Below are 25,908 nucleotides of genomic sequence, written 5' to 3' on the forward strand. Positions count from 1 at the left end.
AGGACGGGGGACGGGCGGTGCGTCGCGTGCGAACGCGCCTTCATGCTTGCGGCTCGGATCGAGGGCCCGCAAGGCGTTGCGGCGGGAAGTTCGACGGGCTTTCCCTACGATGGGGACCGTCATGACCATAGCCTCCCCCTACGCCGCCGACCTCGGGCGACTCGCCATCAGCGAGAGCGCTGTCGACGTCGCCGGGGCCACCACCGCCTACTGGAGCTACGGCGACCCCGACGCCGGGACCGTGCTGGTCCTGGTGCACGGATTCCGCGGCGAGCACCACGGGCTGGAGCCGGTGATCGCGCGGCTGCTCGCCGGCGGAGCGGACGCCCGCGTGATCGCGCCCGACCTGCCCGGCTTCGGCGCGTCGCCGCCGATGACGGCGCACGCACACGACGTCGAGGGCTACGCCGCCTGGCTCGGCGAGTTCCTGGACGCGCTCGGGCTGCGCGGGCGGGCGGTCGTGCTCGGGCACTCCTTCGGCTCGATCGTCTCCGCGGCGGCCGTCGCGGGCGGGCTGGAGACGCCGCTGCTCGTGCTCGTCAATCCGATCGCCGCGCCCGCCCTCGCGGGGCCCCGCGGCGTGCTGACCCGGCTCGCGGTGCTCTACTACCGCCTCGGCGCGGTGCTGCCCCGCCCGCTCGGGCTGCGCCTGCTCGGCGACCCGCTGATCGTGCGGGTGATGAGCCTCGCGATGGTGAAGACCAAGGACGGGCCGCTGCGCCGCTTCGTGCACGACCAGCACGACCGCTACTTCAGCGCGTTCGCGTCGCGCGACACGGTGCTGGAGGCGTTCCGCGCCTCGGTCTCGCACGACGTCGGCGAGTACGCCGCGCGGATCGCGGTGCCGACGCTGCTGATCGCCGCGGCGCAGGACGACATCACCCCGCTGGCCGCGCAGTACCGACTGCTCGAGGCGCTGCCGCACGCCCGCCTGCACGTGATCGACGGGGTCGGGCACCTCATCCACTACGAGACGCCGGACGAGGCGGCCGCCGTCCTCCGCGCGGCCCTGGACGAGGGGATCGACCGATGAGGATCGTCGTCGACTGCCGGTACACCCGGCTCGAGCGCCACGACGGCATCAGCCGCTACACCGCCGAGATCGTGGCCGAGCTGGCGAAGCTGCACGACGTGACGATGCTGATCAGCGACCGCCGGCAGCGGGCGATGCTGCCGGATCTGCCGTGGGAGAAGGTCACCTCGCCGACCGGGCCGTTCGAGCCGTTCGTGGCGCTGCTGGTCAACCGGCTGCGGCCCGACGTGGTGTTCTCGCCGATGCAGACGATGGGCTCGCTCGGCCGGCGCTACCGGCTCGTGCTCACCGTGCACGACCTGATCTACTACCGCCATCGCACGCCGCCGCGCGACCTGCCGCTGCCGGTGCGCGGGCTCTGGCGGCTCTACCACCTGGCGTGGTGGCCGCAGCGGCGCCTGCTGCAGCGCGCCGACGCGATCGTGACGGTGTCCGAGACGACCCGCGGGCTGCTGCGCACGCACCGGCTGACGACCCGCCCGGTCGTCGTGGTGCCGAACGCGGCCACGGCGCCGGACGAGGCGAGCGCGGCCCTCGCGGCGGCGCTGCCCGACCGCTCCGATGCGCGCTCGCTCGTCTACATGGGCTCGTTCATGCCCTACAAGAACGTGGAGTCGCTGGCGCGGGCGATGCGGCTGCTGCCCGACTACGAGCTGCACCTGATGAGCCGGGCGAGCGACGAGACGGTGGAGACCCTCCGCTCGCTCGCGCCGACGGCGAAGCTGGTCTTCCACCAGGGAGCGGACGACGCCTCCTACCGCGAGGCGCTCGCGCGTGCCACGGCACTGGTGACCGCGAGCCGGGACGAGGGCTTCGGGATCCCGCTGGTCGAGGCGATGGCGCTCGGCACCCCGGTCGTCGTCAGCGACATCCCGATCTTCCGCGAGATCGGCGGCGACGCCGCGGTCTACGTGGATCCGTCCAGCGCGAAGGGCATCGCCGAGGGCGTGCGCTCGCTCGAGGACCCGGAGCGCTGGCGGGAGCTGTCGGCGAGGGCGCGGGAGCGGGCGGCCGCGTACTCGTGGCGCGACTCCGCGCGGGTGCTGCTGGAGCTGCTGACGAGCGTCGGGCGCTGAGCGGCGCCGGACGCGGCGTCAGGCGGGTGCGCTCGGACTGAGCACGTCGTCCAGGTCGGACTGCAGATCGGCGTCGACCACGACGACGTCGCCGGAGTCGTCGACCGCGACGATCTGCAGGGCGCCGTCGACGATCGCGAAGTCGTGCCGCGAGCCGTTGCCCACCGTGGTGCCCTGGGCGGGCAGCTCGTCCTCGCTGAGGGCGCGGAGCAGGCTGCCGATGACGGCGCCGTGCGTCGCGACGATCACGCGCTGCTCCGGGAACCGCTCGGCGATCTCGAGCAGCGCGGCCGTGGCGCGCTCGACGACCTGAGCGCGGGTCTCGCAGCCGGGGATGCGGGCGCCCTCGATGCCGCCGGGGAAGAGCTCGCGGAGCTCGTCGCCGGTCATGCCCTCGGCCTCGCCGTAGGAGCGCTCGGCCACGCCCTCGACGACCTCGGGCTCGGGCAGGCCGAGACCGCGGGCGATGATCGCCCCGGTCTCGTGCGCGCGCTGCAGCGGGCTGGCGACGACGACGTCCCAGTCGCGCTCGCGCAGCAGCCGGGCGGCGGCGCGAGCCTGCGAGCGGCCGGTGTCGTTGAGCGGGATGTCGCTCGCGCCCTGGATGCGGCGGGCGGCGTTCCAGTCGGTCTGGCCGTGCCGGACGAGGGTGAGCTGGGTCACGAGGGCCTCTCGGGTGGTGGGGGAGCGGTGGGTCAGCGCGACGGGAGGCGCTCGGCGAGGGCGCGGAGGACCTCGCTCGTGCCGCCGTCGATCTTGATGCCGGCCCGCGAGTCGCCCTTGGTGGTGCCGCGGTTGACGATCACGATCGGCATCTTCGCGCGCCGGGCGATCTCGAGGAAGCGGATGCCGGAGTTGACGACGAGCGACGAGCCCGCCACGAGCAGCGCGTCGGCGCCCGCGACGATGGCGCGCGCCTCCTCGAACCGCTCGGTCGGGATGAACTCGCCGAAGAAGACGATGTCGGGCTTGAGGATCCCGCCGCAGACCGTGCACTCGGGGACGGTCATCGCCGAGACGTCGTGCACCTCGGCGTCGCCGTCGGGGTTCAGCGAGGAGATGTCGGGGTCGTCGAGCCAGGGGTTGAGCGCCTCGATGCGCTCGGCGATCGCGTCGCGGGCGAAGTACTGGCCGCAGGTCATGCAGCGGACGCGGTCGGCGGAGCCGTGCAGGTCGACCACGCGCTGCGAGCCCGCGCGCACGTGCAGGCCGTCCACGTTCTGCGTCACGACACCGGTGAGCAGGCCGCGCTCCTCGAGCCGGGCGAGGGCGCGGTGGCCGTCGTTCGGCAGGGTGGCGGTGAAGCGGCGCCAGCCGAGCTGGCTGCCGGCCCAGTAGCGGCGGCGGTAGTCGGGGTCGGCGACGAACTGGGAGTAGGTCATCGGGCTGCGGACGGGGGCTCCCGCGCCGCGGTAGTCGGGGATGCCGGAGTCGGTGCTCACGCCCGCGCCGGTGACGGCGGCGATGCGGCGGCCGGCCAGGAGCTCGACGGTGCGGTCGAGGGCGGCGGAGCGCTGCTCGTCGGCCCGCTGCAGGTCGGTCTGCTGCTCGTCGGCCTGATCGGCACTGCTGCCGTCGGCGATCGGTGTCGGACCCGACTCCATCCACGCCTCCTTCGGACACCCGCGCACGCGGGCACTCCATCGGCCAGTTTAGACCGCGCCGTGCCCTAGGGTTCCGGGATGCCGATCGTGCACATCGAGGACCTCGACCACCCGCTCCTGGCCGACTACCACCGCCTGACCGACGTGGCGCTGCGCCGGGTGCTCGAGCCCGAGGGCGGGCTCTACATCGCGGAGTCGTCGAAGGTGATCGTCCGCGCGCTCGACGCCGGGCACGTGCCGAAGTCGGTGCTGGTGCAGGAGAAGCGGCTGCCGGACGCGGCGGAGGTGCTCGAGCGCTTCCCGGACGTGCCGGTGTTCGTCGGGCCGGACGCGATGATCGAGGAGCTGACCGGGTTCCACCTGCACCGCGGCGCCCTCGCGTCGATGCGGCGGCCGGTGCTGCCGTCGATGGCGTCGCTGCTCGAGGACGCGCGGCTCGTCGTCATCCTCGAGGACCTCGTCGACCACACGAACGTCGGCGCCGTCTTCCGCGCGGCGGCCGGGATGGGTGCCGACGCGGTGCTCGTGAGCCCGCGCTGCGCGGACCCGCTCTACCGGCGGAGCGTGCGGGTGAGCATGGGCACGGTGCTGCAGGTGCCGTGGACGCGGATCCCGGAGTGGGGGCCGGCGCGGACCGAGCTGCTCGCCGCGGGGTTCTCGGTCGCCGCGCTTGCCCTCGCGCCCGACGCGGTGCCGCTGGACGAGTACGCGGCCGACCGGCCCGAGCGCGTGGCGATCGTGCTGGGTGCCGAGGGGGACGGACTGAGCCGGGCGGCGCTGGACGCGGCCGACACCGTGGTGACCATCCCGATGCTGCACGGGGTGGATTCGCTGAACGTGGCGTCGGCGAGCGCCGTCGCGCTCTGGGCGCTGACGCGGGGGAGCTGAGCCGAGAGCGGGCGTCCCGCGCAGCCTCCGCGGTGTCCGGCGGGGGTCCGCCTACGATGACCGGGTGACTTCTCCCTCCGGCCCCGACCGCTCGCCGATCGACGTCGTGGGCAGCGTCACCCCGGAGACGGCAGCTGTCGCTCCCCGGCGTCGGCGCCCGCGACCGCTCGCGGTGATCGGCGTCGTCCTCGCGGCGGCGGTCGTCAGCGCCGGCGGCGCCTACGCGGCGAACGCGGCCGGTGCCGAGCTGCCCGTCGCGACGGCCGTCGTTCAGGAGACGCCGTCGACGGTGATCGATGCGCCCGCGGTCGCCTGGCCGTCCTACGGGGCCGGGGCGATCTCGGCGGTGGGCGTGCAGGGGCCGGCGGCCGGCGGGATGCTCTCCAGCTACGGCGAGACCGGGCAGCTGCCGATCGGCAGCATCGCGAAGGTGGTCACGGCGCTGGTGGTGCTGTCGGCGAAGCCGATCGCGGAGGGGACCGACGGCGAGACGATCGCGTTCACGAGCACGGACGTCGGCTACTACAACGACTCGGTCGCCGAGAACGGCTCGGTCGCTCCGGTGTCGGCCGGGCTGGAGCTCACGGAGCGCGAGGCGCTGACCGTGCTGATGCTGCCCTCGGCCAACAACTACGCGAAGTCGCTCGCCGTCTGGGCCTTCGGCTCGGAGGAGGGCTACCTCGCCGCCGCCCGCACCTGGCTCGACGAGCGCGGACTGACCGGCACCGTGGTCGCGGACACCAGCGGGCTGTCGCCGGCCACTGTGAGTACGACCCTCGAGATGGTGGTGCTCGGCGAGCTGCTGATCGGCGATCCGGTTCTGGCGCCGATCGTGGCGATGCCCTCCGCGGTGATCCCGGGAGTGGGGACGGTCGAGAACACGAACAAGCTCCTCGGGCAGGCCGGGGTGGACGGGATCAAGACCGGCACGACCGACGAGGCGGGCGCGTGCCTGCTGTTCTCGCTCGACGCGACGGTCGAGGGCCGACCGGTCACGATGGTCGGCGTCGTGGTGGGGGCGCGGACGCACCCGCAGCTGGCGGCGGACGTGCTGACGCTGATCCCGACGGTCGAGGCGGGCTTCCGCACGGTGACGCTGACCGAGGAGGGGCAGGACTTCGGCAGCTACACCAGCGCCTGGGGCGAGTCGGCGGTGGCGGAGACCAGCGAGGCGCAGTCGCTCCTGGTCTGGGGCGCGACCACGGTCACCACGAGCGTGTCGCTCGATCCGGTAGAGGTCGTCGCGGACGGGCAGGAGGTCGGCACCGTGAACGTGGACGTGAACGGGCAGGCGTACCCGGTGCCGCTCGTCGCGGACGGGACGATCGCGGACCCGGGCTTCGGCTGGCGCGTGACGAATCCGGGCGAGCTGTTCGAGTAGGCGGGTCTCGAGACGCCGCTTTCCTGCTGGTCGAGTAGCCCTCGGAGAGGGCGTATCGAGATCCGGCGCGGGTCAGTCGTCGTCGACGACGATGCGGACGCCGGCCGTCGCGATGTCGGCGGCGACCTCCTCGGGGGTCGCGTTGCCGGGGACGGGGGTGCCGGGGATCGACTCGGGCGGGCGCTGCAGGTAGGGGCCGGCGTCCGGGCGCTTGGCGGTGATGAAGTCGCCGGAGGACTGGTGGCGCACCCGGCGCAGCACCCAGGGGACGAGGTACTCGCGGGCCCACTTCGCGTCCTCGCGGCGGGCGGCCCGCCAGGTCGGCGTCGGCGCCGGCTCCGGAGCGAACGGGCGGAGGGTGTTCTCGACGTTGAGGGCCTTCAGCACCATCCGCGCCACCTCGTGGTGGCCGTGCGGGTTGAGGTGCAGGCGGTCCGGCGCCCACATCCGCACGTCCTGGATCTCCTGCAGCGACCACTGGTCGGCGACGATGCAGTCGTAGCGCTCGGCGAGCGCGCGGAGGTTCTCGTTGAAGATGGCCACCTTGCCGCGGATCCGCGCGAAGACGGGGGAGAAGCTGACGTCGACGCCGGTGAAGAGCACCACCGTCGCGCCGTCGGAGCGCAGCCGCGCCAGTCCCTCCTCGAAGCGGCGGGCGATGTCGTCCGGGTCGGTGCCGGGACGGATGACGTCGTTGCCGCCCGCGGAGATGGTGATCAGGTCCGGGCGCAGCGCGAGAGCCGGCTCGATCTGCTCGTCGACGATCTGCTGCAGCAGCCGCCCGCGCACGGCCAGGTTCGCGTAGGCGAAGTCGTCGTTCTGACTGCCGAGCACCTCCGCGACGCGGTCGGCCCAGCCGCGGTGACCGCCGGGGCTGGAGGGCTCGGGATCGCCGATCCCCTCGGTGAAGGAGTCGCCCAGGGCGACGTAGCGGGACCACGGATGACGCTGCTCGACCATCCCTCCATTCTGCGCTCCGAGCGGGCGGAGGGGGTCCGTCGCCCGGACGATCCCGACACGCCGGGTCGTCGCCCGCGGGAACGTGGACCGGCGCCCGGCGTCGGAGGTGTCGGCTAGCCTCGGTCCACGTGAACAGTCCCTCGAACTTCGGTCATCAGGTCGGCACCTCCGCCGCGGAGCACCTGTCCCCGTCGTTCCCCGGGAGGGCGCCGTGGGGCACCGCGAACAAGCTGCGGGCCTGGCAGGCGGAGGCCCTCGAGGCCTACTTCCAGCACGAGCCGCGCGACTTCCTCGCGGCCGCGACGCCCGGCGCCGGCAAGACGACGTTCGCCCTCCGCCTGGCCGCCGAGCTGCTGCACAACCGCACCGTCGACCGCATCACCGTCGTTGCCCCGACCGAGCACCTCAAGCGCCAGTGGGCCGAGGCGGCGCACCGCGTCGGCATCCGGCTCGACCCCACCTTCACCAACCGGATGGGCCGGCACGCCAAGCATTACCACGGCGTCGCCGTCACCTACGCGCAGGTCGCCGTGCGGCCCGAGCTGCACCGCGAGCTGACCCTCTCCGGCCGCTCGCTGGTCATCTTGGACGAGGTGCACCACGGCGGCGACGCGCTGAGCTGGGGCGACGCGATCCGCGAGGCCTTCGAGCCGGCCGCCCGCCGGCTCTCGCTCACCGGGACCCCGTTCCGCTCGGACACCGCGCCGATCCCGTTCGTCAGCTACCTGCCCGACCAGGAGGGCATCCGCACCTCGCTGACCGACTACGCCTACGGCTACGGCCGCGCGCTCGCCGACGGCGTCGTCCGGCCGGTGCTCTTCATGGTCTACGCGGGTCAGATGCGCTGGAAGTCGAAGGCCGGCGACGAGATGGAGGCGCGGCTCGGCGAGGGCAACACCAAGGACATCACCTCGCAGGCCTGGCGGACGGCGCTCGACCCCAAGGGCGAGTGGATCCCCTCCGTCCTGCGCGCGGCGAACACCCGGCTGACCGAGGTGCGCCGCGGGATCCCCGACGCCGGCGGTCTCGTCATCGCGACCGACCACTACGCGGCCCGCGCCTACGCGGCGATGCTCCGCGAGATCAGCGGGCAGCCCGTCACCGTCGTCCTCTCCGACGAGAAGGAGGCGAGCGACCGGATCGAGGAGTTCTCGAAGGGCGACAGCCGGTGGATGGTCGCCGTGCGGATGGTGTCGGAGGGTGTGGACGTGCCGCGCCTGGCCGTGGGCGTCTACGCCACCTCCGCCTCCACTCCGCTGTTCTTCGCGCAGGCGATCGGGCGCTTCGTCCGGGCCCGGCGCCGCGGCGAGACCGCCTCGATCTTCCTGCCGAACGTGCCGGGGCTGCTCGCGCTCGCGGGCTCGATGGAGCAGCAGCGCGACCACGCCCTCGACCGCCGCGTCTCGGACGACGAGGAGTACCCCGAGGCCGACCTGATGGCCGACGCGGAGCGCGAGGCGAAGGCGTCCTCCGACCTGCTCGAGGAGGGCCGCTTCGAGTCGCTCGGCTCGGCCGCCACCTTCGACCGCGTGATGTACGAGGGCGCGGAGTTCGGGATGGAGGTGGAGGTCGAGAGCGAGGAGGAGCTCGACTTCATCGGCCTGCCCGGACTGCTCGAGCCCGAGCAGGTGCGCGAGCTGCTGCAGCACCGCCAGCAGCGCCAGGCGAAGCGCGCGGGCGGCCGCGCCGGCGCGCACGGCGCCCAGGCCCCGGCGGAGGCGAAGGAGAGCGAGATCCCCGCGCCGCTCTACCGCACGCTGAAGGAGCAGCGCAGCCTGCTGAACTCGCTCGTCGGGCTCTGGGCGCGCAACACGGGGGAGACCCACGGCCAGGTGCACACCGAGCTGCGCCGGCTCTGCGGCGGGCCGGCGGTCGCGCAGGCGAGCGTGACGCAGCTCCAGGCGCGGATCGATCTGCTGCGCAAGAGGATCGGCTCGCACTGAGCCGCGAGAACGGCGGATCTCTACTGGATGCGCGGCGGGCGGTCCAGCCCTCGCCGCGGATCGGCGGGGTCCGTACTGTCTGAGCGTGGCCTCCCCGGAAGCGCGGGAGGAGCCTCTCGCTAAGCTGGGCAGTCGGTCCGTCGCGAAGGTGACGGACCATCACCCCCGACGTCGGGCATCCGCAGACCGCCCGTCGGCCTCCCCCGGATCGCCCGAGACCAGAACTCAGAGGAGTCTCGTGGAGACCTGGCCCGGAACCGCCTACCCCTTGGGCGCCACCTTCGATGGAAGCGGCACGAACTTCGCCCTCTTCAGCGAGGCCGCCGAGCGCGTCGAGCTGTGCCTCTTCGAGGAGGACGGCACCGAGACGCGCGTCGAGGTGCTCGAGTCGGACGCCTACGTCTGGCACTGCTACCTCCCGCAGGTCCAGCCCGGCCAGCGCTACGGCTACCGCGTCCACGGCGCGTACGACCCGGCCACCGGGCACCGCTGCAACCCGAACAAGCTGCTGCTCGACCCCTACGCGAAGGCCGTCTCGGGCGAGATCGACTGGGACCAGTCGCTCTTCTCGTACACCTTCGGCGACCCGGACTCGACGAACGACGAGGACTCGGCGCCGCACATGATGATGGGCGTCGTCATCAACCCGTTCTTCGACTGGGCCGGCGACCGCCGTCCGCGCACCTCGTACGACAGCACCGTGATCTACGAGGCGCACGTGAAGGGGCTCACCAAGAGCCACCCCGACGTGCCGGAGGAGCTGCGCGGCACCTACGCCGGCGTCGCGCACCCCGCCGTGATCGCGCACCTCAAGCACCTCGGCATCACCGCGCTCGAGCTGATGCCGGTGCACCAGTTCGTCAACGACTCGACGCTGATCGAGAAGGGCCTCTCGAACTACTGGGGCTACAACACGATCGGCTTCTTCGCGCCGCAGAACACCTACACCGCCACCGGAGACCTGGGCCAGCAGGTCCAGGAGTTCAAGAGCATGGTGAAGGCCCTGCACGCCGCCGGCATCGAGGTCATCCTCGACGTGGTCTACAACCACACCGCGGAGGGCAACCACCTCGGCCCGACGCTGTCGTTCCGCGGCATCGACAACGAGGCGTACTACCGCCTGGTCGACGACGACAAGCGCTACTACATGGACTACACCGGCACCGGGAACACCCTCAACGTGCGCCACCCGCACTCGCTGCAGCTGATCATGGACTCGCTGCGCTACTGGGTGACCGAGATGCGCGTCGACGGCTTCCGCTTCGACCTCGCCTCGGCGCTGGCCCGCGAGTTCTACGACGTCGACCGGCTCTCCACCTTCTTCGAGCTCGTCCAGCAGGACCCGGTGGTCTCGCAGGTCAAGCTGATCGCCGAGCCGTGGGACGTCGGCCCCGGCGGCTACCAGGTCGGCAACTTCCCGCCGCAGTGGACGGAGTGGAACGGCAAGTACCGCGACACCGTCCGCGACTTCTGGCGCGGCGAGCCCTCGACCCTGGGCGAGTTCGCCTCGCGGCTCACCGGCTCGGCCGACCTCTACGCGCGCTCCGGCCGCTACCCGGTCGCCTCGATCAACTTCGTCACCGCGCACGACGGCTTCACCCTGCGCGACCTCGTCTCCTACAACGAGAAGCACAACGACGCCAACGGCGAGGACGGCAACGACGGCGAGTCGCACAACCGCTCCTGGAACCACGGCGCCGAGGGCCCCACCGACGACCCGAAGGTCCTCGGCCTCCGCGCCCGCCAGCAGCGCAACTTCCTCGCGACGATGCTGATCTCGCAGGGCGTGCCGATGATCCTGCACGGCGACGAGCTCGGCCGCACCCAGAACGGCAACAACAACACCTACGCCCAGGACAGCGAGCTGACCTGGATCGACTGGGAGAAGGCGGACCGGCCGCTGGTCGAGTTCACGGCGGCGCTGATCCGTCTCCGCGCCGAGCACCCGACCTTCCGCCGCGGCCGCTTCTTCGACGGGCGCCCCGTCCTGCGCGGCACCGGCGAGCCGCTGCCGGACATCGTCTGGTTCAAGGCCGACGGCACCGAGATGACGCCGTCGGACTGGGACTCGGGCCTGGACCGCTCGGTCGGCATCTACCTCAACGGCAACGGGATCCGCGAGCGCGACGAGCGCGGCCAGCCGGTCGTCGACGACAGCTTCCTGCTCTACTTCAACGCCGACGACGTGGACGTGGAGTTCACCATCCCGAGCGACGAGTACGCCGTGGAGTGGGCCGTCCTGGTCGACACCGCCGGAGCGGAGGCCGACTCGGTCCCGCGTCCCGCCGGCGCGCTGCTCACCGTGCAGGCGAAGTCGCTCGTGATCCTGCAGGAGCACAGCGCCCCCGAGCCCGAGGTCGACCACTCGGTCGCCGCCTCGCTGGCCTCGCTCGCCGCCACCTCGGCCATCCCGATCATCACCACCACGGGCCACACCAGCCCCCACGAGGAGTCGACCGACTCCGCGACCGCACCCTCGACAGGAGTCTGACGTTGCGACTGCCCGCCTCCACCTACCGACTCCAGATCCGCTCCGGCTTCGATCTCGACGAGGCCGCGACGGTGGCCGATTACGTGCGCTCCCTCGGCGCCGACTGGCTGTACTTCTCCCCGCTGCTGACCGCCGAGCCCGGCTCGGACCACGGCTACGACGTCGTCGACCACTCGCAGGTCGACCCGGCCCGCGGCGGCGGCGAGGGCCTCGCCCACGCCTCCGAGGCGGCGAGGAAGGAGGGCCTCGGCGTCCTCATCGACATCGTGCCGAACCACATGGGCGTCGCGACGCCGGTGGAGAACGCGTGGTGGTGGGACCTGCTGAAGCACGGCCGCGACTCCCGCTACGCCGAGGCGTTCGACATCGACTGGGCGGCGGGTGCGGGCAAGCTGCGCGTGCCGATCCTCGGCGACGGGGCCTCGGAGGGCGACAGTGACAGCGAGCTCGATGCGCTCGAGGTCGTCGGCGACGAGCTGCACTACTACGAGAACCGCCTGCCGATCGCTCCCGGCACAGCCGAGCCCGGCGACTCCGGACGCACCGTGCACGCCCGGCAGAGCTACGAGCTGGTCAACTGGCGCCGTGCCGACGCCGAGCTGAACTACCGCCGCTTCTTCGCGGTCAACACGCTCGCTGCGATCACGGTCGAGCGGCCCGAGGTCTTCGAGGCCTCGCACCGCGAGATCGTCCGCTGGTTCACCGAGGGCCTGGCCGACGGCCTGCGCGTCGACCACCCGGACGGCCTGGCCGACCCGGGCGGCTACTTGGACGACCTCGCCCGCGCCATCGACGGCGCCCCGGTCTGGGTCGAGAAGATCCTCGAGGGCGACGAGCAGCTGCCCGCGCACTGGGCGACCGTGGGCACCACCGGCTACGACGCGCTCGCCGACATCGACCGCATCCTCGTCGACCCCGACGCCCGTCCGGTGCTCGAGGGCCTGGACGCGGAGCTGGGCGACGGCGGCGAGCCGGTGGACTGGGCCGACCTGATCCACGACACCAAGCGCGCCATCGCCGACGGCATCCTCCGCTCCGAGGTGCTCCGACTGGCCCGGCTCATCCCGCAGGTCGACGGCGCGGACGACGCGATCGCCGAGCTGCTCGCGACCTTCCCGGTCTACCGCAGCTACCTGCCCTACGGCGGCGAGCACCTCGAGCACGCACGGCTCGACGCGCGGCACCGCCGCCCCGAGATCGCCGCGACGATCGACGAGGTCGCCGCACTGCTCGAGGAGACCGGCACCCCCGTGTCGGTCCGCTTCCAGCAGACCTCCGGCATGGTGATGGCGAAGGGCGTCGAGGACACGGCGTTCTACCGCTACAGCCGCCTCACCTCGCTCAACGAGGTCGGCGCCGACCCGGACGAGTTCGCGATCGACCTGGAGGAGTTCCACCGACGCCAGGGCGTCCGCCAGGCGTCCTTCCCCGCCTCGCTCACCACGCTGTCGACGCACGACACCAAGCGCGGCGAGGACACCCGCGCCCGGATCACCGCCCTCGCGGAGGACGCCGAGGCCTGGGCCGAGACGCTCCGCTCGCTGCACGAGCAAGCCGGGTTCGGCGACGGACCGGTCGAGCACCTGCTCTGGGAGGCGATCGTCGGCACCTGGCCCGCGTCCCGCGAGCGCCTGCACGCCTACGCCGAGAAGGCGTCGCGCGAGGCCGGCAGCTCGACGAAGTGGACGGCACCGGACGAGGCGTTCGAGAAGCGGATGCACTCGGCGGTCGATGCCGCCTTCGACGACGCGGCCGTGCGCCGCCTGATCGAGGACACCGTGGCGCGCGTCTCGGCCGACGGCTGGTCGAACAGCCTCTCGGCCAAGCTCGTCCAGCTGACGGCGCCGGGCATCCCGGACGTCTACCAGGGCAGCGAGCTGTGGGAGACGTCGCTCGTCGACCCCGACAACCGCCGCCCGGTCGACTTCGCCGAGCGCCGGGCGCTCCTCGAGCGGATCGACGGCGGCTGGCTGCCGGAGATCGACGCGGAGGGCGCGGCCAAGCTGCTCGTCACCTCGCGGGCCCTGCGCCTGCGCCGCGATCGGCCGGAGCTGTTCACGCGCTACGCCGCCGTCCCCGCCATCGGGCCGGCCGCCGAGCACGCGATCGCCTTCGACCGCGGCGGTGCGCTGACGGTCGCCACCCGCCTGCCCGCGCGGCTCGCGGCCGAGGGCGGCTGGGGCGAGACCCTGATCGTCCTGCCCGGGCACCCGGTCGTGGACGTCCTCACCGGGCGCACCTTCGCCGGCGGGCCGACCGCCGTCGCGGAGATCCTCGGCGGCGGCTACCCGGTCGCCCTGCTCGCGCCGGTCGCCTGACCCGGCGCCCGTCCTCCCTCCCGACCCGCTCGAACGACCCTGGAGAACCCCGTGATCAGCACGACGCCCTACCGCTACGCCCTGCCCGTCTCCGGACCCGAGCGCTTCGACGTGTGGGCACCCGACGCGTCCTCCGTCGAGCTCGCCCTGGGTGCGGGCGGGACGGTCGCGATGGCCCGCTTCGGCGACGAGGGCTGGTGGCGGGTCTCCGGGTCGGTCGCCGCGACCGGCGAGGTCGACTACGGCTACCTGGTCGACGGCAAGGGGCCGTTCCCAGACCCGCGCTCGCGCCGCCAGCCCCGCGGAGTCCACGAGCTCTCCCGCAGCTACGACCCGAGCGCGTTCGAGTGGGCCGACCAGGCCTGGACGGGCCGCCAGCTGGCGGGGGCCTTGATCTACGAGCTGCACATCGGCACCTTCACCCCCGAGGGCACGCTCGATTCGGCCGCCGGCCGGCTGGAGCACCTGCGCTCGATCGGCGTCGACTTCATCGAGATCCTCCCGGTCAACGCGGTGAACGGCACGCACAACTGGGGCTACGACGGTGTCCTCTGGTACGCCGTCTCGGAGGCCTACGGCGGACCGGAGGCGTACCAGCGCTTCGTCGACGCGGCGCACCGCGCGGGACTGGGCATCGTGCAGGACGTGGTCTACAACCACCTCGGCCCGAGCGGCAACTACCTGCCCGAGTTCGGCCCGTACCTGAAGAACGAGAAGGCCAACACCTGGGGCAGCTCGATCAACCTCGACGGGGAGGGCTCGGACGTCGTCCGCGGCTACATCCTCGACAACGCGCTGATGTGGCTGCGCGACTACCACGTCGACGCCCTGCGCCTCGACGCGGTGCACGCGCTCTCGGACGAGCGCGCCGTGCACGTGCTCGAGGAGATGGCCGCCGAGGTCGCGGTGCTCTCGGCCGACGTCGGGCGCCCGCTGACCCTGATCGCGGAGTCGGACCTCAACGACCCGAAGCTGATCACCCCGCGCGAGGCGGGCGGCTACGGGCTCGACGCGCAGTGGAGCGACGACTTCCACCACGCCGTGCACGTCGCCCTCACCGGCGAGACGACCGGCTACTACGAGGACTTCGCGCCGCTCGGCGCGCTCGGCAAGGTCCTCACCCGCGGCTTCTTCCACGACGGCACCCTCTCCACGTTCCGCGGCCGGCACCACGGCCGCCCGATCGACACCGAGCGGATGCCGACCTGGCGCCTCGTGGTCTGCAGCCAGAACCACGACCAGATCGGCAACCGGGCGATCGGCGACCGGCTGACCGCGACCCTCGACGAGGGTCGGCTGGCGATCGCCGCGGCGCTGACGCTGCTCGGCCCGTTCACCCCGATGCTCTTCATGGGCGAGGAGTGGGCGGCGTCCACCCCGTGGCAGTTCTTCACCTCGCACCCGGAGAAGGATCTGGGTGAGGCGACGGCGAAGGGCCGCATCGCGGAGTTCGCGAAGATGGGCTGGGACCCGGAGGTCGTACCCGACCCGCAGGACCCCGAGACGTTCGAGCGCTCCAAGCTCGACTGGTCCGAGGCGGAGGAGGGGCGCGGTGCTCGCATCCTCGCCGTCTACCGCGAGCTGGCGGCGCTGCGCCGCCGCTTCCCCGAGCTGACCGACCCGCGCTTCGGCTCGGTGCGCGTCGAGCTCGACGAGGACGAGCGCTGGCTCACCCTCGGTCGCGGCCGGGTGACGATCGCGATCAACGTCGGCGAGTCGTCGGCTCGGGTCCCGCTGCCCGAGGTGGCGGAGTCGCTCCTCGCCGTGGGCCAGTACGCGGTCCAGCCCGGCGACACCGAGGTCGACCTCGGCGCGTCCTCGCTGCTGATCACGCTCAGCGACGCCGAGTAGGGGTCCGCCGCGCGCCGGTCCGAGTCGACTCGGACCGGCGCGCGTTTCGTTCCTCTCATCCATCGCGCCCGAGCCCGTGCACGCCGCCGCCCGCCGGAGACCTGTCAGCGGGCCGGCACGGAGTGCTCGGCGTCGGCGATGATCCGCACACCGTCGTCGTGCACGAGCAGCAGGGCACGCAGCGGCATGGCCCGCCGGTGGCAGGCGGCGCTCAGCTGGCGGGCGAGCACCCGGTCGGTCTCGCCGAGGAACGCCCGGCCCGGGCGCTCGAGCGCGAAGGCGAGCGAGCCGACATCGTGATGCGCGACCGCTTTCGCGAGGGTCGCGACGATCCGCTCGGTCTTCTCCTCGTCGGGGTGCACGGGGAGTCCGTCCACCGGGTAGAGGATCGGCAGCTGGTAGCCGGCCCGGTCGAGCAGGATCGGCCAGAGCGCACGCCGGTAGGCGGGCCCGATGAGGGACGAGACGCGCTCGCGCAGGTCCCGGTCGTCGCGCAGCGGCACGTCGAGCGCCGAGGGGTGGAGGGCGTGGTCCGTGTTCGTCATGGTGTCGCTTTCTCGCGGGTGATGCGGGCGCGGAAGCGCTCGCGGTGCTGGGGCGGTCGTGGTCCGACGGGCGGTCATCGGAAGTTGCGGGCGGTGGTCCGGGCGGTGACCGACAGCGCCTCGAAGCGGTCGGCGAGGAGGTTGGTCACCCCCTCGTCGGAGCGCTCGAGGATCCCGCGGATGAGGAGTGCGGGAGCCTCGCGCGCGGTGCGCCGGTAGCGGTTCCATACTCCGACGGAGCAGATGACGTTGAGGATCCCGTGCTCGTCCTCGAGGTTCATGAAGGTCACTCCGGCGGCTGTGGAGGGACGTTGGCGGTGGATCACGACCCCGCCGACCTCGATCCGGGTGCCCGAGGGGGTGCCGGGAAGATCGGCCGTGGAGCGCGCTCCCCGCCGGGTGAGGCTCTCGCGCAGGTGCCGGAGCGGGTGGTCGTCGGGTGAGATGCCGGTGGCCCAGAAGTCGAAGACGACCCGCTCCTGCGCCGAGAGCATCGGCAGCAGCGGAGGCTGGACGGCGACGATCGAGTCGGGGAGGAACTCCTGGCGGTCGGCGGCGGCGGAGCCCGCCTCCCAGAGCGCCTGGCGGCGCTGGAGCCCGAGCGAGTCGAACGATCCCGCGGCGCCGAGCGCCTCGAGCTGGGTCGCGTTCAGTCCCACGCGGCGCGAGAGGTCGGCCATGCTCGCGTAGGGCCCGCCGCGCTCGCGCTCGGCGACGATGTGCTCGGCCAGCGCGGTGCCGATGCCCTTCACCCCGGCGAGACCCAGGCGGATGACGAAGCCGGCGTCGCGGCGGTGGTCGTCGGTGTCGAAGTGCTGCGACCGGTCGAAGAGGCCCGTCGGCGCCTGCTCGGCGGAGAGGCAGGAGGCCTGCCCGTGCGGCGCGTCGCCCCGCCGTGGGGCCGGCGGCCCGTCGAGCGCCTCGAGCCCGGGGTGCGACAGCGAGCGGTTGACGTCGGGGGACTCGACGCGGACACCGTGCCGGCGGGCGTCGGCGACCAGGGTGTGCGGGGCGTAGAAGCCCATCGGCTGAGCCCGGAGCAGGGCCGCGGTGAAGGCGGCCGGGTAGTGCAGGCGCAGCCAGGCACTGGCGTAGACCAGCAGCGCGAAGCTGATCGCATGGCTCTCGGCGAAGCCGAAGTTGGCGAAGGCCTGGATCCGTCGGTAGATGTCGTCGGCGACCTCGTCGGTGATCCCGTTGCGGGCCATGCCCTCGTAGAGCCGCTCCCGGAGCGACTCGATCTTCTCGGTGCCGCGCTTGGAGCCCATCGCGCGGCGCAGCAGGTCCGCGTCCTCCGCGTTGCAGTCGCCGACCGCCACCGCGACCTGCATCAGCTGCTCCTGGAACAGGGGCACGCCGAGCGTGCGCTTGAGCGGCGTGACCAGCAGGGGGTGCTGGTAGGTGATCGGCTCCTCGCCGAGCTTCCGCCGGATGTAGGGGTGCACCGCGCCGCCCTGGATCGGACCGGGGCGGATCAGTGCCACCTCGATCACGAGGTCGTAGAAGCGCCGCGGCTGGAGCCGGGGGAGGGTGCCCATCTGCGCTCGGCTCTCGACCTGGAACACCCCGATGGAGTCGGCCCGGCAGAGCTGGTCGTAGACGCCCTTCTCCTCGCGCGGGATCGTCGAGAGGTCCCACTTCTCGCCGACGTGCTCGGCGACGAGGTCGAAGGTGTACTGCAGGGCAGCGAGCATCCCCAGCCCGAGCAGGTCGAACTTGACCAGGCCCATCCAGGCGCAGTCGTCCTTGTCCCACTGCAGGACGGTGCGCTTCTCCATCCGGGCGGGCTCGATCGGGCAGACCTCGCCGACCGGCCGGTCGGTGAGCACCATGCCGCCGGAGTGGATGCCCAGGTGCCGGGGCGTGCCGAGCACCTTCTTGGTCAGCGCGACGACGTCGTCCGGGATGTCGTGCTCGGGGCTCTCGGTGATCGAGCCCCAGTGCTCGATCTGCTTCGACCAGCCGTCCTGCTGCCCGGCGCTGTAGCCCAGCGCCTTCGCCATGTCGCGGACGGCGAACTTCGGCCGGTAGGTGATGACGTTCGCGACCTGCGCCGCGTTCAGCCGCCCGTACTTCTCGTAGACGTGCTGGATGACCTCCTCGCGCCGCTCGGAGTCGAAGTCGACGTCGATGTCGGGCTCCTCGTCGCGGATGCTGGAGAGGAAGCGCTCGAAGGGCAGCCCGTAGAAGATCGAGTCCACCGCGGTGATCCCGAGGACGTAGCAGACCGCCGAGTTGGCGGCCGAGCCGCGGCCCTGGCAGAGGATCCCCCTGCCCTTCGCGAAGTGCACGATGTCGTGGACGATGAGGAAGTAGCCGGGGAAGTCCTTGGCCTCGATCACGGCGAGCTCCTTCTCGAGGCGCTCGTGCACGTCGGAGTCGGCACCCGGGTACTTCGCCGGCACCGCGAGCTGCACGAGGTGGCGCAGCCAGCTCATCGGGGTGTGCCCCTCGGGCACGTCCTGCCGGGGCAGCCGGGGGCGGACCCGGCCGAGCTCGAAGGCGATCTCGTCGGCGATCAGCACCGTGTTCTCGACCGAGCCGGGGTAGCGGGAGAAGCGCTCGGCCATCTCGGCGCCGGAGCGCAGGTGGGCGCCGCCGGCGGCGGGCAGCCAGCCGTCCATCTCGTCGAGGCTCCGCCGGGCGCGGACCGCGGCCAGCGCCGTCTGCAGGGGGCGGTCCTCGGGCCGGGCGTAGTGCACGTTGCCGGTGGCGACGAGCCGCAGCTGCAGCCGCTCGGCGATGCCGGCGAGCTGGTCGTTGTGCTGGGAGGCGAGCGGGTCGCCGTGGTCGAAGAGCTCGACGAGGACGTTGCGGGCGCCGAAGAGGGCCACGAGCTCGCGCACCTCCTCCTCGGCCGCCGCCTCGCCGCTCGCGACCAGGGCCTGCCGGACGGCGCCCTTGCGGCAGCCGGTCAGCACGATCCAGTGGCCGTCGGCGGCCCGGGCGAGCTCCTCGAGGTCGTAGCTGGGCTTGCCCTTCTCGGCGCCGGCGAGCTGGGCGGTGGTGATCGCGCGGGCGAGCCGGTGGTAGCCCTCCTCCCGGCGGGCGAGGACGAGCAGGTGCGTGCCCTCGGGATCGGCGACGCCGTTCTGCGGGGCGCGGAGCCCGAGCGAGAGCTCGGCGCCGAAAGCGGTGCGGACGCCGTGGTCCTGCGCGGCCTCCGCCATCCGGACGATCCCGTAGAGCCCGTCGTGGTCGGTGAGGGCGAGGGTGTCGATGCCGAGCCGGACGGCCTCCTCGATCAGCTCCTCCGGTTTGCTGGCGCCGTCGAGGAAGCTGAAGTGCGAGTGCGCGTGCAGCTCGGCGTAGGGCACCTTCTCGTCCGGCGGACGGACGTCGGCTCCGGGCGTGTAGGCGGGGCGCTTGTGCGACCAGGCGGGGCTGTCGCCGCCGTCGCCGCGGACGGTCGTGCCGTCGCTCCGGGTCGTGCTGGAGAGGCGGCGCTCGAACTCCGACCAGGGGATCGGGGGGTTGTTCCAGCCCATCGGGGGCTCCTTCGGTCGTCGTGCTCGGGAGGATCGGATCGCGGCCGTCAGCGGCCGGGGGAGTCAGTCGTAGCGGGCCTCGGCCGCCCACTCGCCGTCGAGGCAGAGCAGCAGCCAGGCGACCCCGTCGGAGTCGACGATCTGGAAGCGGTCGTAGCGGACGGCCGTCCGCGCGTCCCACCAGCGCTCGTCGATCGGCCAGGGGCCGGCCCACCCCGTCACCGGCTGCAGGCGGGCCTGCGAGGAGCCGGGCGCGAAGTAGGCGGGGACGGAGGTGAGGGAGCCGCGGTCGTCGACCGAGACCTGCTCGCCGCGGGGCCCCCGCACCAGGACGGCCGCCGGCTCGGCGAAGACCGTGGGCGGCAGCGGCGGCGGCAGCGCCCCCGGCCAGGGCAGCCCGCGCGGCCGGGCGTCGCCCGGCTCCCTGTCCCCCCAGGGGATCAGGTGCTGGCGGTCGCGCAGCGACCGGCCGCCGCCCACCGATGCGGTGACGACGGCCTCGTGGCCGAGCATGCTCTGCACGCGGCTGAGACCGTGGTGCACCCGCTCCTCGGGAGCCGTGCCCCAGAGTCCCTGCTCGTGGTTCCCGATCGCGTCGACCGCCTCCGGCTCGACCGACAGCCGGGCGATCGGCGAGCCGAGCCCGGCGTCGATCGCGCCGTTGCCCTGCAGCTGCCAGCGCACGCGGTCGACGACGTCGCCGGGGGTGAACCAGCGCGGGTGCAGCCAGCTGCGGGAGGACACCTCACCGCGGTCGCTGACGACCTCGATCCTGATCGCGGTCGCCACCAGCTGCGCCCGGGTGAGCCCGGCCACGAACTCCTCCGCCGGGACGCGGAAGGCGAAAGCCGCCTGGTCGATCCGGTCCAGCGGCGGCTCGAACTCGAGCACCCGGTCGAGCCGCTCGGGCGGGAGCCGCGGGACGACCGTCTCGGTCTCGGCGCCCGAGGCCAGCACGTGCGCGCGCGCCCCCTCGGGGCCGAAGCGCGCGGAGACGTCGTCCCGCGGCAGCTGCGCGAAGGCGCCGAGCGTCCGGACTCCCAGCCGGCGCAGCAGGGCGATGAGGTCCTCGCCCTTGCCGGTCGTGCGGGTGCGCGCGCCGACGGCCTCGGTCTCGAGGGCGTCGAGCGGCAGGGGCGCGAGGAACGCGGCGCTCTCTCCGGCCGGCACGATCGCGACCGCAGTGCCGGAGTGCTTGGCCGCGAGCTCGGACGCGAAGAGTCCGTCGGCGATCCCGGCCCGCGCCATCGGCACGCCCAGCTCGGACAGCCGCTGGAGCACGGCCTCGGCCGCCGACTGCTCGCTGCCGTAGTAGCGGCGCGGCCCGCGGGCGCGGATCGCGCAGAGACCGGGCCGGATCAGCTGCACGCCCGGGGTGATCTCCTCCAGCGCCTGGACGAGCGGCTCGAAGGCGCGGTGATCGAGCACCGGGTCGTAGGGGAGCACGGCGAGCCCGGTGCAGCGCGACTGGGCCTCGCGGATCCGCATGCCGCGGCGCACGCCCTCCGCTCGCGCACCGGGGGAGCAGGCGAAGACGAGGCTCTTCTCGGTGAGCGCGAGCGGGGTCTCCGCGTCGAGCCCGGCGTCCGCCGCGGCGGCGAGCAGGGGCCAGTCGGGGCACCAGACCAGGATCGTGCGGCGAAGCTCGAGAGCGCCTGCGGAACGGGTCATCTCAGACCGCCCGCTCGTGCAGGGTGCGCTCCTGCAGATGCGAGGGCCCGCCCAGCACGCCGAAGGGGCGCCCGGTGCCGGGCATGCTCATCCGCACGGTGCGCACCCGCGTCCCGGCGCGGCCGACGACGTCGACGAGCGCCTCGCGGGTGCGCAGGTAGCCGTGGCCGGCGCCGAGCCCCTCCCAGCGGCTGCTGCGGATGCTGAGCCGCGCCTCGGCCTGGGGCCACTCGCCGAGGACGACGAGCGCCGCCCCGCGCTGCCGCAGCCGTGCGCCCAGCCGGGAGACGTCGGCCGAGGAGACGGAGGCGGGCGGGCGGGTCAGCACGACGGTGAGGACGTCGACCAGGGCCGCGGTGACGGTGAGCCAGTGCTCGGCGGGGGAGGGCACGAGCACGAGCCGCTCGAGGTCGATCCCCAGGCCGGCCGCCGCCTCGGCGCCGAACTCGGGGACGCCGACGACGCCGCACCAGGCACCCTCGGACGACGGCCCGGCCAGCAGACCCATGGCCAGGCTCATCGAGCCCTCGACCGAGTAGGCGGCGCCCTGCTTGAGCGAGCCGCCCGGCAGCACCGAGGCGAAGGCCGGCAGCGTCGCCAGGCTCTTCGACTCGAGCGTCGTCGCCTGCATGTCGCGGATCCGCGACTGCAGCTCCTTCACCGACGCGAGCTGCCGCAGCAGCGGTTCCGCGGTGTCGGCGACCCCCGGTGAGGGGTGCTGTGAAGGGGGGCTCATCAACCCATGTTCGAACATGTGTTCGAGTATGTCAATCGCCACCGACATCCGCCGCAGCGGCTGCCGGACCGGTGGAGAAGGCCCCGGATCGCCCCCTGTGGAGGAGCCCGGGGCTCGCCGCGCTAGCCCTCCGCAGACCCCGTCACGCGCAGTCCGTGACCGAACCGGAACAGCGGATCCGCGGTGTCGAACGGCACGTCCGGTCGGCGGGCCGCCGCGGCGGCCATCGAGCGCGGAAGGTCCATCGGCAGTGTTCCACGGGCCTCCGACACTCCGAACACGACGTCGAGCACCGCGGCCCCCGACGCGCCGAAGTCACCGAGCAGCGCCGCCGCGGAGTCGAGCAGCGGAGTGAGGATCGCCGGCCGGTCCAGGAACACGTCGACGACCGTCGGCACCTGAGCCGCCACGGACAGGACGTGCTCCACGACCTCGTCCGGGAAGTCGAGCGAGCCGGCGTGGAAGACGTTCTCGAACGCGGTCGCGCGCTGCTCGAAGGGCGCCTGCAGCCGGATCACCGCGAGCTCCGCCTCCTCCGGAGACCCGACGACGGTGCCGTACCCCGCGGCGACGACCGGATCGATCCCCTCGACGTACAGCCGCAGCCCCTGCCGCGCCGGCAGGACGCCGTCCTGCGCGAGGATCGTGATCGCCGCGCGCTGGGCGGCCTCGCCCGCCGCGCGGAACTCCGCCGAGCCGACGACCACCTCGGCGGCAGCCGGATCCACCGCGCGCGCGTCGAACAGCCCGAGCACGAACTTCTCCCGCAGCAGCCGCCGCACGGACACGTCGAGCCGCTCCTCGGCGACCGTCCCGTCCCGGACCAGGGCGACCAGCGTCTCCGGGATCGACTCCCCGCCGAACTGGTCGACACCGGCCTCGAGGGCCTTCGCCATCCGCTCCGGCACCGACAGGTGCTCGACGCCCCACGCGCGCGCCACGTGGTGGTCGCCCATGATGTCGGAGTCCGAGAGCAGCCCCCAGTCCGTGCAGACGATGCCGTCGAAGCCGAACCGCTCGCGCAGCAGCCCCGTGATCACCGAGCGGTTGAAGCCGAAGCCGACCTCCTCGTGCTCGGTCCCGACCGGCATCCCGTAGTACGGCATGATCTGGCTCGTGCCCGCCTCGAAGGCCTTCACGAAGGGCTGCAGGTGGTACTCGGCGTTGCCGCCCGGGTAGACCTGCTCCCGCCCGTAGGGGAAGTGCGGGTCCTCGCCGTCCTTCTGCGGTCCGCCGCCGGGGAAGTGCTTGGTCATCGTCGCGACCGACTGCGCCCCGAGCGACTCGCCCTGGAAGCCGCGGATGTACGCGGCGCCGAGCCGCCCGGTGAGCTCGGCGTCCTCGCCGAACGTGCCGACCTGCCGCGCCCAGCGCGACTCGGTCGCCAGGTCGATCTGCGGGTGCAGCGCGACCCGCAGGCCCACGGCGAGGTACTCCCGGCGGGCGATGTCGCCGAAGCGCTCGACCAGGTCCTCGTCGCCGATCGCGGCGAGGCCGAGGGGCTCCGGCCACTGCGAGAACGCCTCCGCCTGCGCCCCGGTGCCGGGGTTGTCGGTGAAGGAGTGGCGCGGATCGGTGGAGAGGGTCACGGGGATCCCGAGCCGGCTCGACGACGCCAGCTCCTGGACCCGGTTGTGCCACTCGGCGAGCTCGCGCGCCGTGGCGGTCCCGCCGCCGAGCAGGTTGAAGTGCGACATCCGCTTCTCGAGCGCCATCGTCGCGGTCGAGGGCAGACCGAACGCGCCGTCCTCGGCGAGCGCTCCGCCCTCGCCTATCACGACCATGGTCTGGAAGAAGAGCCCGGCCTTCTCCTCGAGCGTCATCTGACCGAGGAGGATCTCGACCCGCTCAGCCACGGGGCGCAGGGGGTCGAGGTAACGGCGGTCGACCTGCTCGTCGAGCGGCTCACCGGCGGGGGATGACGTCGATGTCATGGGGGCGTCCTTCCGAAGGGGAGCCCTCGTCGGCTCCGCGAGAAGGATACGCCGAAAACCGACCAGCACTAGGGAAATGCGGCGGGCCCGTCGTGAGTGCGCCCCTACCATGGGAGCCATGTCCGACGCCCTGCCCGAAGCCGCCGCCGAGAACCCCTCCTCCCTCCCGGCACGGCGGCGGACCCTCGTGGTCAAGATGGGCTCGAGCTCGGTGACCAAGCAGTCCGGCCCGGACCCCGTGCTCCTCGCGAGCGCCCTCGAGAGCGCGTTCGGCGCGCGCGCGCTCGGCTGGGACGTCGTCCTCGTCTCCTCCGGCGCCGTCTCCTCCGGCCGGGCGCTCTTCGCCCGCTCGCAGGACGCGCCGATCAGCCCGCGCCTCGCCGCCGCCGTCGGCCAGACCGTGCTGATGGGCTTCTACCGCTCGGTGGCCGAGCTCTCCGGCTCGCTCGTCGCGCAGATCCTGATCGGCGAGTCCGACCTCGCATCGCCCCGGCAGATGGCGCACGTCGCGGAGGCGATCCGGCACGCGCTCGACGCGGGCGTCGTGCCGATCGTCAACGGCAACGACACCATCGACTCCGCCGGCTCCGACAACGACGGCGTCGCCGGCGGCCTCGCGATGCTCCTCGGCGCGGATCTGCTGCTGCTGCTCACCGACGTCCCCGGTGTCTTCGCCGGCAGCATCGCCGAGGGCGTGCACCTCGAGGAGCTGGGGATCACGGAGCTGCGCGGCATCGGGGTGCAGAAGGGCGGGACGGGCCGCGGCGGCATCCGCTCGAAGCTCAAGGCTGCCGAGCTCGCCGCGCACAACGGCGTCTCGACCCGCATCGCCGGCGCCCGCACTCCCGAGGTCATCCTCGGCGCCATCGACGGCCCCGGCCCCGGCACCCTCGTCCGCGCCGTCCACGCGCACCCCGCGGTGGAGCAGCGCTGGATCTCGGGCGTCGCGACCTCGCGCGGCCGGGTCGAGATCAACCTCGAGGCCGAGCGCAGCATCGCCTCCGGCTCGAGCCTGTTCGCGTCCGGCATCAAGCGGGTCTCCGGCGACTTCGTCGGCGGCGACGTGATCGAGGTCCGCGCCCTCAGCGGCGAGCTGCTGGCGCGCGGGGTGTCGCGGGTATCCTCGCGCCTGCTCACGCTGGTCCGAGCTCTGCGGGTGGACGAGATCGCCCGGGTGTTCGTCGCCGTCCTCGCGCACGCCGCCGACGCCGATCCCGCCGCGATCACCTCCGACGGCGACCGCCCGCAGCTGACCCGTGCCCTGGAGTACGCGCGCGCCCTCTCCTTCGAGCACGGCAGGGCGGTCGCGATGGAGATCGTCTCGCTCTTCCCCGCCGAGAGCATCGCCGCGCTGGTCGGCCAGGGTGCCGCCGTCGAGGAGCTCGTCGAGCGGTACACCCGCCTCGTCCGGACCCTCGCGATCGTCGGCAACGAGCAGCTGGCCGTCTTCAGCGACTGACGGCGCCCCAGGGGCCGAGGTGGCCCGAATGGACGAATCGCGCCACGGAAAACGAATCGTGCCAGATAGCGGCACGATTCGTGCCAGCACTGTGCGCATCACGTCATCGATCGTGGCGAGCGTCGCCTCCCGTGCTGATCTATCTCCCACACGAACGGCGCCCACTACGCGCCCCCGACGGATCGGATCAGCATGAGTGCAGCAGCAATCGCCACCGCGACCCTCACGACCCCCACCACCCGCCACCCCTTCGACGGCCCGATCTCACGGGAGCACTACCAGTCGGACCGGCTGGCCCGTCGCCTCGAGCTGATCGAGAAGACGATCGCCGACTGCGAGCGGGCCCTGCGCGGCGGCACCGACCCGCGCACCGGCACCGTCGTCCCGCCCGCGCGCGGCGCCCACCGCGACCAGCTCCTCAGCAACCTCGCGATCGAGCTCTCGCTCGCCGACCGCCTCCGCGGCGCCCTGGGCCTGCACCGCTGACCTCCCGGTCCGCAGCTCCGATCCCCGGGTCCGCACCCCCGACG

The 25,908-nt window shown here is 73.0% G+C and carries 18 protein-coding genes; 10 read left to right on the top strand and 8 right to left on the bottom strand.

Features of this window, described 5'->3' with window-relative positions; translation table 11 throughout:
• Positions 1–121 precede the first annotated feature (121 nt).
• On the top strand, positions 122–1,033 hold the full coding sequence (locus EDF36_RS11560; protein WP_123733105.1) for an alpha/beta fold hydrolase: 912 nt from the start codon (positions 122–124) through the stop codon (positions 1,031–1,033).
• The gene (locus EDF36_RS11565; RefSeq protein ID WP_123733106.1) at positions 1,030–2,109 is read left to right on the top strand and encodes a glycosyltransferase family 1 protein; all 1,080 of its coding nucleotides are present in this window, start codon (positions 1,030–1,032) and stop codon (positions 2,107–2,109) included. The genes EDF36_RS11560 and EDF36_RS11565 overlap by 4 nt, the downstream gene beginning before the upstream one ends.
• An 18-nt stretch (positions 2,110–2,127) precedes the next feature.
• Here the strand turns inward: EDF36_RS11565 and EDF36_RS11570 are convergent, their stop codons facing one another.
• Together EDF36_RS11570 and EDF36_RS11575 are read right to left on the bottom strand one after the other, a co-directional pair.
• Positions 2,128–2,772, bottom strand: coding sequence for a histidine phosphatase family protein (locus tag EDF36_RS11570; RefSeq protein ID WP_260300683.1), 645 nt, complete (start codon positions 2,770–2,772; stop codon positions 2,128–2,130).
• A gap of 32 nt (positions 2,773–2,804) precedes the next feature.
• The gene (locus tag EDF36_RS11575; RefSeq protein WP_123733107.1) at positions 2,805–3,713 is read right to left on the bottom strand and encodes a Sir2 family NAD-dependent protein deacetylase; all 909 of its coding nucleotides are present in this window, start codon (positions 3,711–3,713) and stop codon (positions 2,805–2,807) included.
• A gap of 78 nt (positions 3,714–3,791) precedes the next feature.
• On the opposite strand from EDF36_RS11575, the gene EDF36_RS11580 reads away from it, so the two are divergent.
• On the top strand, positions 3,792–4,601 hold the full coding sequence (locus tag EDF36_RS11580; RefSeq protein ID WP_123733108.1) for an RNA methyltransferase: 810 nt from the start codon (positions 3,792–3,794) through the stop codon (positions 4,599–4,601).
• 64 nt (positions 4,602–4,665) lie between these two features.
• The gene (locus EDF36_RS11585; RefSeq protein ID WP_123733109.1) at positions 4,666–5,982 is read left to right on the top strand and encodes a D-alanyl-D-alanine carboxypeptidase family protein; all 1,317 of its coding nucleotides are present in this window, start codon (positions 4,666–4,668) and stop codon (positions 5,980–5,982) included.
• Positions 5,983–6,054: 72 nt separating this feature from the next.
• Here EDF36_RS11585 and EDF36_RS11590 read toward each other — a convergent pair whose 3' ends face one another.
• Positions 6,055–6,942, bottom strand: a complete 888-nt coding sequence (locus EDF36_RS11590) for an SGNH/GDSL hydrolase family protein (RefSeq protein WP_123704257.1) — start codon at positions 6,940–6,942, stop codon at positions 6,055–6,057.
• A gap of 128 nt (positions 6,943–7,070) precedes the next feature.
• On the opposite strand from EDF36_RS11590, the gene EDF36_RS11595 reads away from it, so the two are divergent.
• The 4 genes from EDF36_RS11595 to treZ all read left to right on the top strand — a co-directional run bounded on the left by EDF36_RS11595 (position 7,071) and on the right by treZ (position 15,545).
• Positions 7,071–8,885: a DEAD/DEAH box helicase gene (locus tag EDF36_RS11595; RefSeq protein WP_123733110.1), complete on the top strand. Its 1,815-nt coding sequence runs from the start codon at positions 7,071–7,073 to the stop codon at positions 8,883–8,885.
• Between the two features lie 238 nt (positions 8,886–9,123).
• Complete coding sequence (glgX, locus tag EDF36_RS11600) at positions 9,124–11,376, top strand: glycogen debranching protein GlgX (protein WP_123733111.1); 2,253 nt, start codon at positions 9,124–9,126, stop codon at positions 11,374–11,376.
• Between the two features lie 2 nt (positions 11,377–11,378).
• Positions 11,379–13,694: a malto-oligosyltrehalose synthase gene (gene treY / locus EDF36_RS11605; RefSeq protein WP_123733112.1), complete on the top strand. Its 2,316-nt coding sequence runs from the start codon at positions 11,379–11,381 to the stop codon at positions 13,692–13,694.
• Between the two features lie 51 nt (positions 13,695–13,745).
• Complete coding sequence (gene treZ, locus EDF36_RS11610; protein ID WP_260300684.1) at positions 13,746–15,545, top strand: malto-oligosyltrehalose trehalohydrolase; 1,800 nt, start codon at positions 13,746–13,748, stop codon at positions 15,543–15,545.
• A gap of 104 nt (positions 15,546–15,649) precedes the next feature.
• On the opposite strand, the gene EDF36_RS11615 is transcribed toward treZ, so the two are convergent.
• The 5 genes from EDF36_RS11615 to EDF36_RS11635 form a co-directional block, all read right to left on the bottom strand.
• Positions 15,650–16,090, bottom strand: coding sequence for a hypothetical protein (locus tag EDF36_RS11615; RefSeq protein WP_123704248.1), 441 nt, complete (start codon positions 16,088–16,090; stop codon positions 15,650–15,652).
• Positions 16,091–16,164: 74 nt separating this feature from the next.
• Positions 16,165–19,578: an error-prone DNA polymerase gene (locus tag EDF36_RS11620; RefSeq protein ID WP_123733113.1), complete on the bottom strand. Its 3,414-nt coding sequence runs from the start codon at positions 19,576–19,578 to the stop codon at positions 16,165–16,167.
• A gap of 63 nt (positions 19,579–19,641) precedes the next feature.
• Positions 19,642–21,249, bottom strand: coding sequence for a DNA polymerase Y family protein (locus EDF36_RS11625; RefSeq protein ID WP_123733114.1), 1,608 nt, complete (start codon positions 21,247–21,249; stop codon positions 19,642–19,644).
• A 1-nt stretch (position 21,250) separates the two neighbouring features.
• A complete protein-coding gene (locus tag EDF36_RS11630; RefSeq protein ID WP_123733115.1) occupies positions 21,251–21,985 on the bottom strand; it encodes a hypothetical protein in 735 nt (244 codons plus the stop codon).
• A gap of 122 nt (positions 21,986–22,107) precedes the next feature.
• Positions 22,108–23,919: a glycoside hydrolase family 3 protein gene (locus tag EDF36_RS11635; protein WP_123733116.1), complete on the bottom strand. Its 1,812-nt coding sequence runs from the start codon at positions 23,917–23,919 to the stop codon at positions 22,108–22,110.
• A gap of 118 nt (positions 23,920–24,037) precedes the next feature.
• Here EDF36_RS11635 and proB point away from each other — a divergent pair, with 118 nt between their 5' ends.
• On the top strand, positions 24,038–25,378 hold the full coding sequence (gene proB / locus EDF36_RS11640) for a glutamate 5-kinase (RefSeq protein ID WP_166674093.1): 1,341 nt from the start codon (positions 24,038–24,040) through the stop codon (positions 25,376–25,378).
• A 192-nt stretch (positions 25,379–25,570) separates the two neighbouring features.
• Positions 25,571–25,864, top strand: a complete 294-nt coding sequence (locus EDF36_RS11645; RefSeq protein ID WP_123704236.1) for a hypothetical protein — start codon at positions 25,571–25,573, stop codon at positions 25,862–25,864.
• The last annotated feature ends 44 nt before the right edge of the window (positions 25,865–25,908 follow it).

Origin of the sequence: Rathayibacter sp. PhB152, from assembly GCF_003751395.1 — a bacterium.
Classification (GTDB): domain Bacteria; phylum Actinomycetota; class Actinomycetes; order Actinomycetales; family Microbacteriaceae; genus Rathayibacter; species Rathayibacter festucae.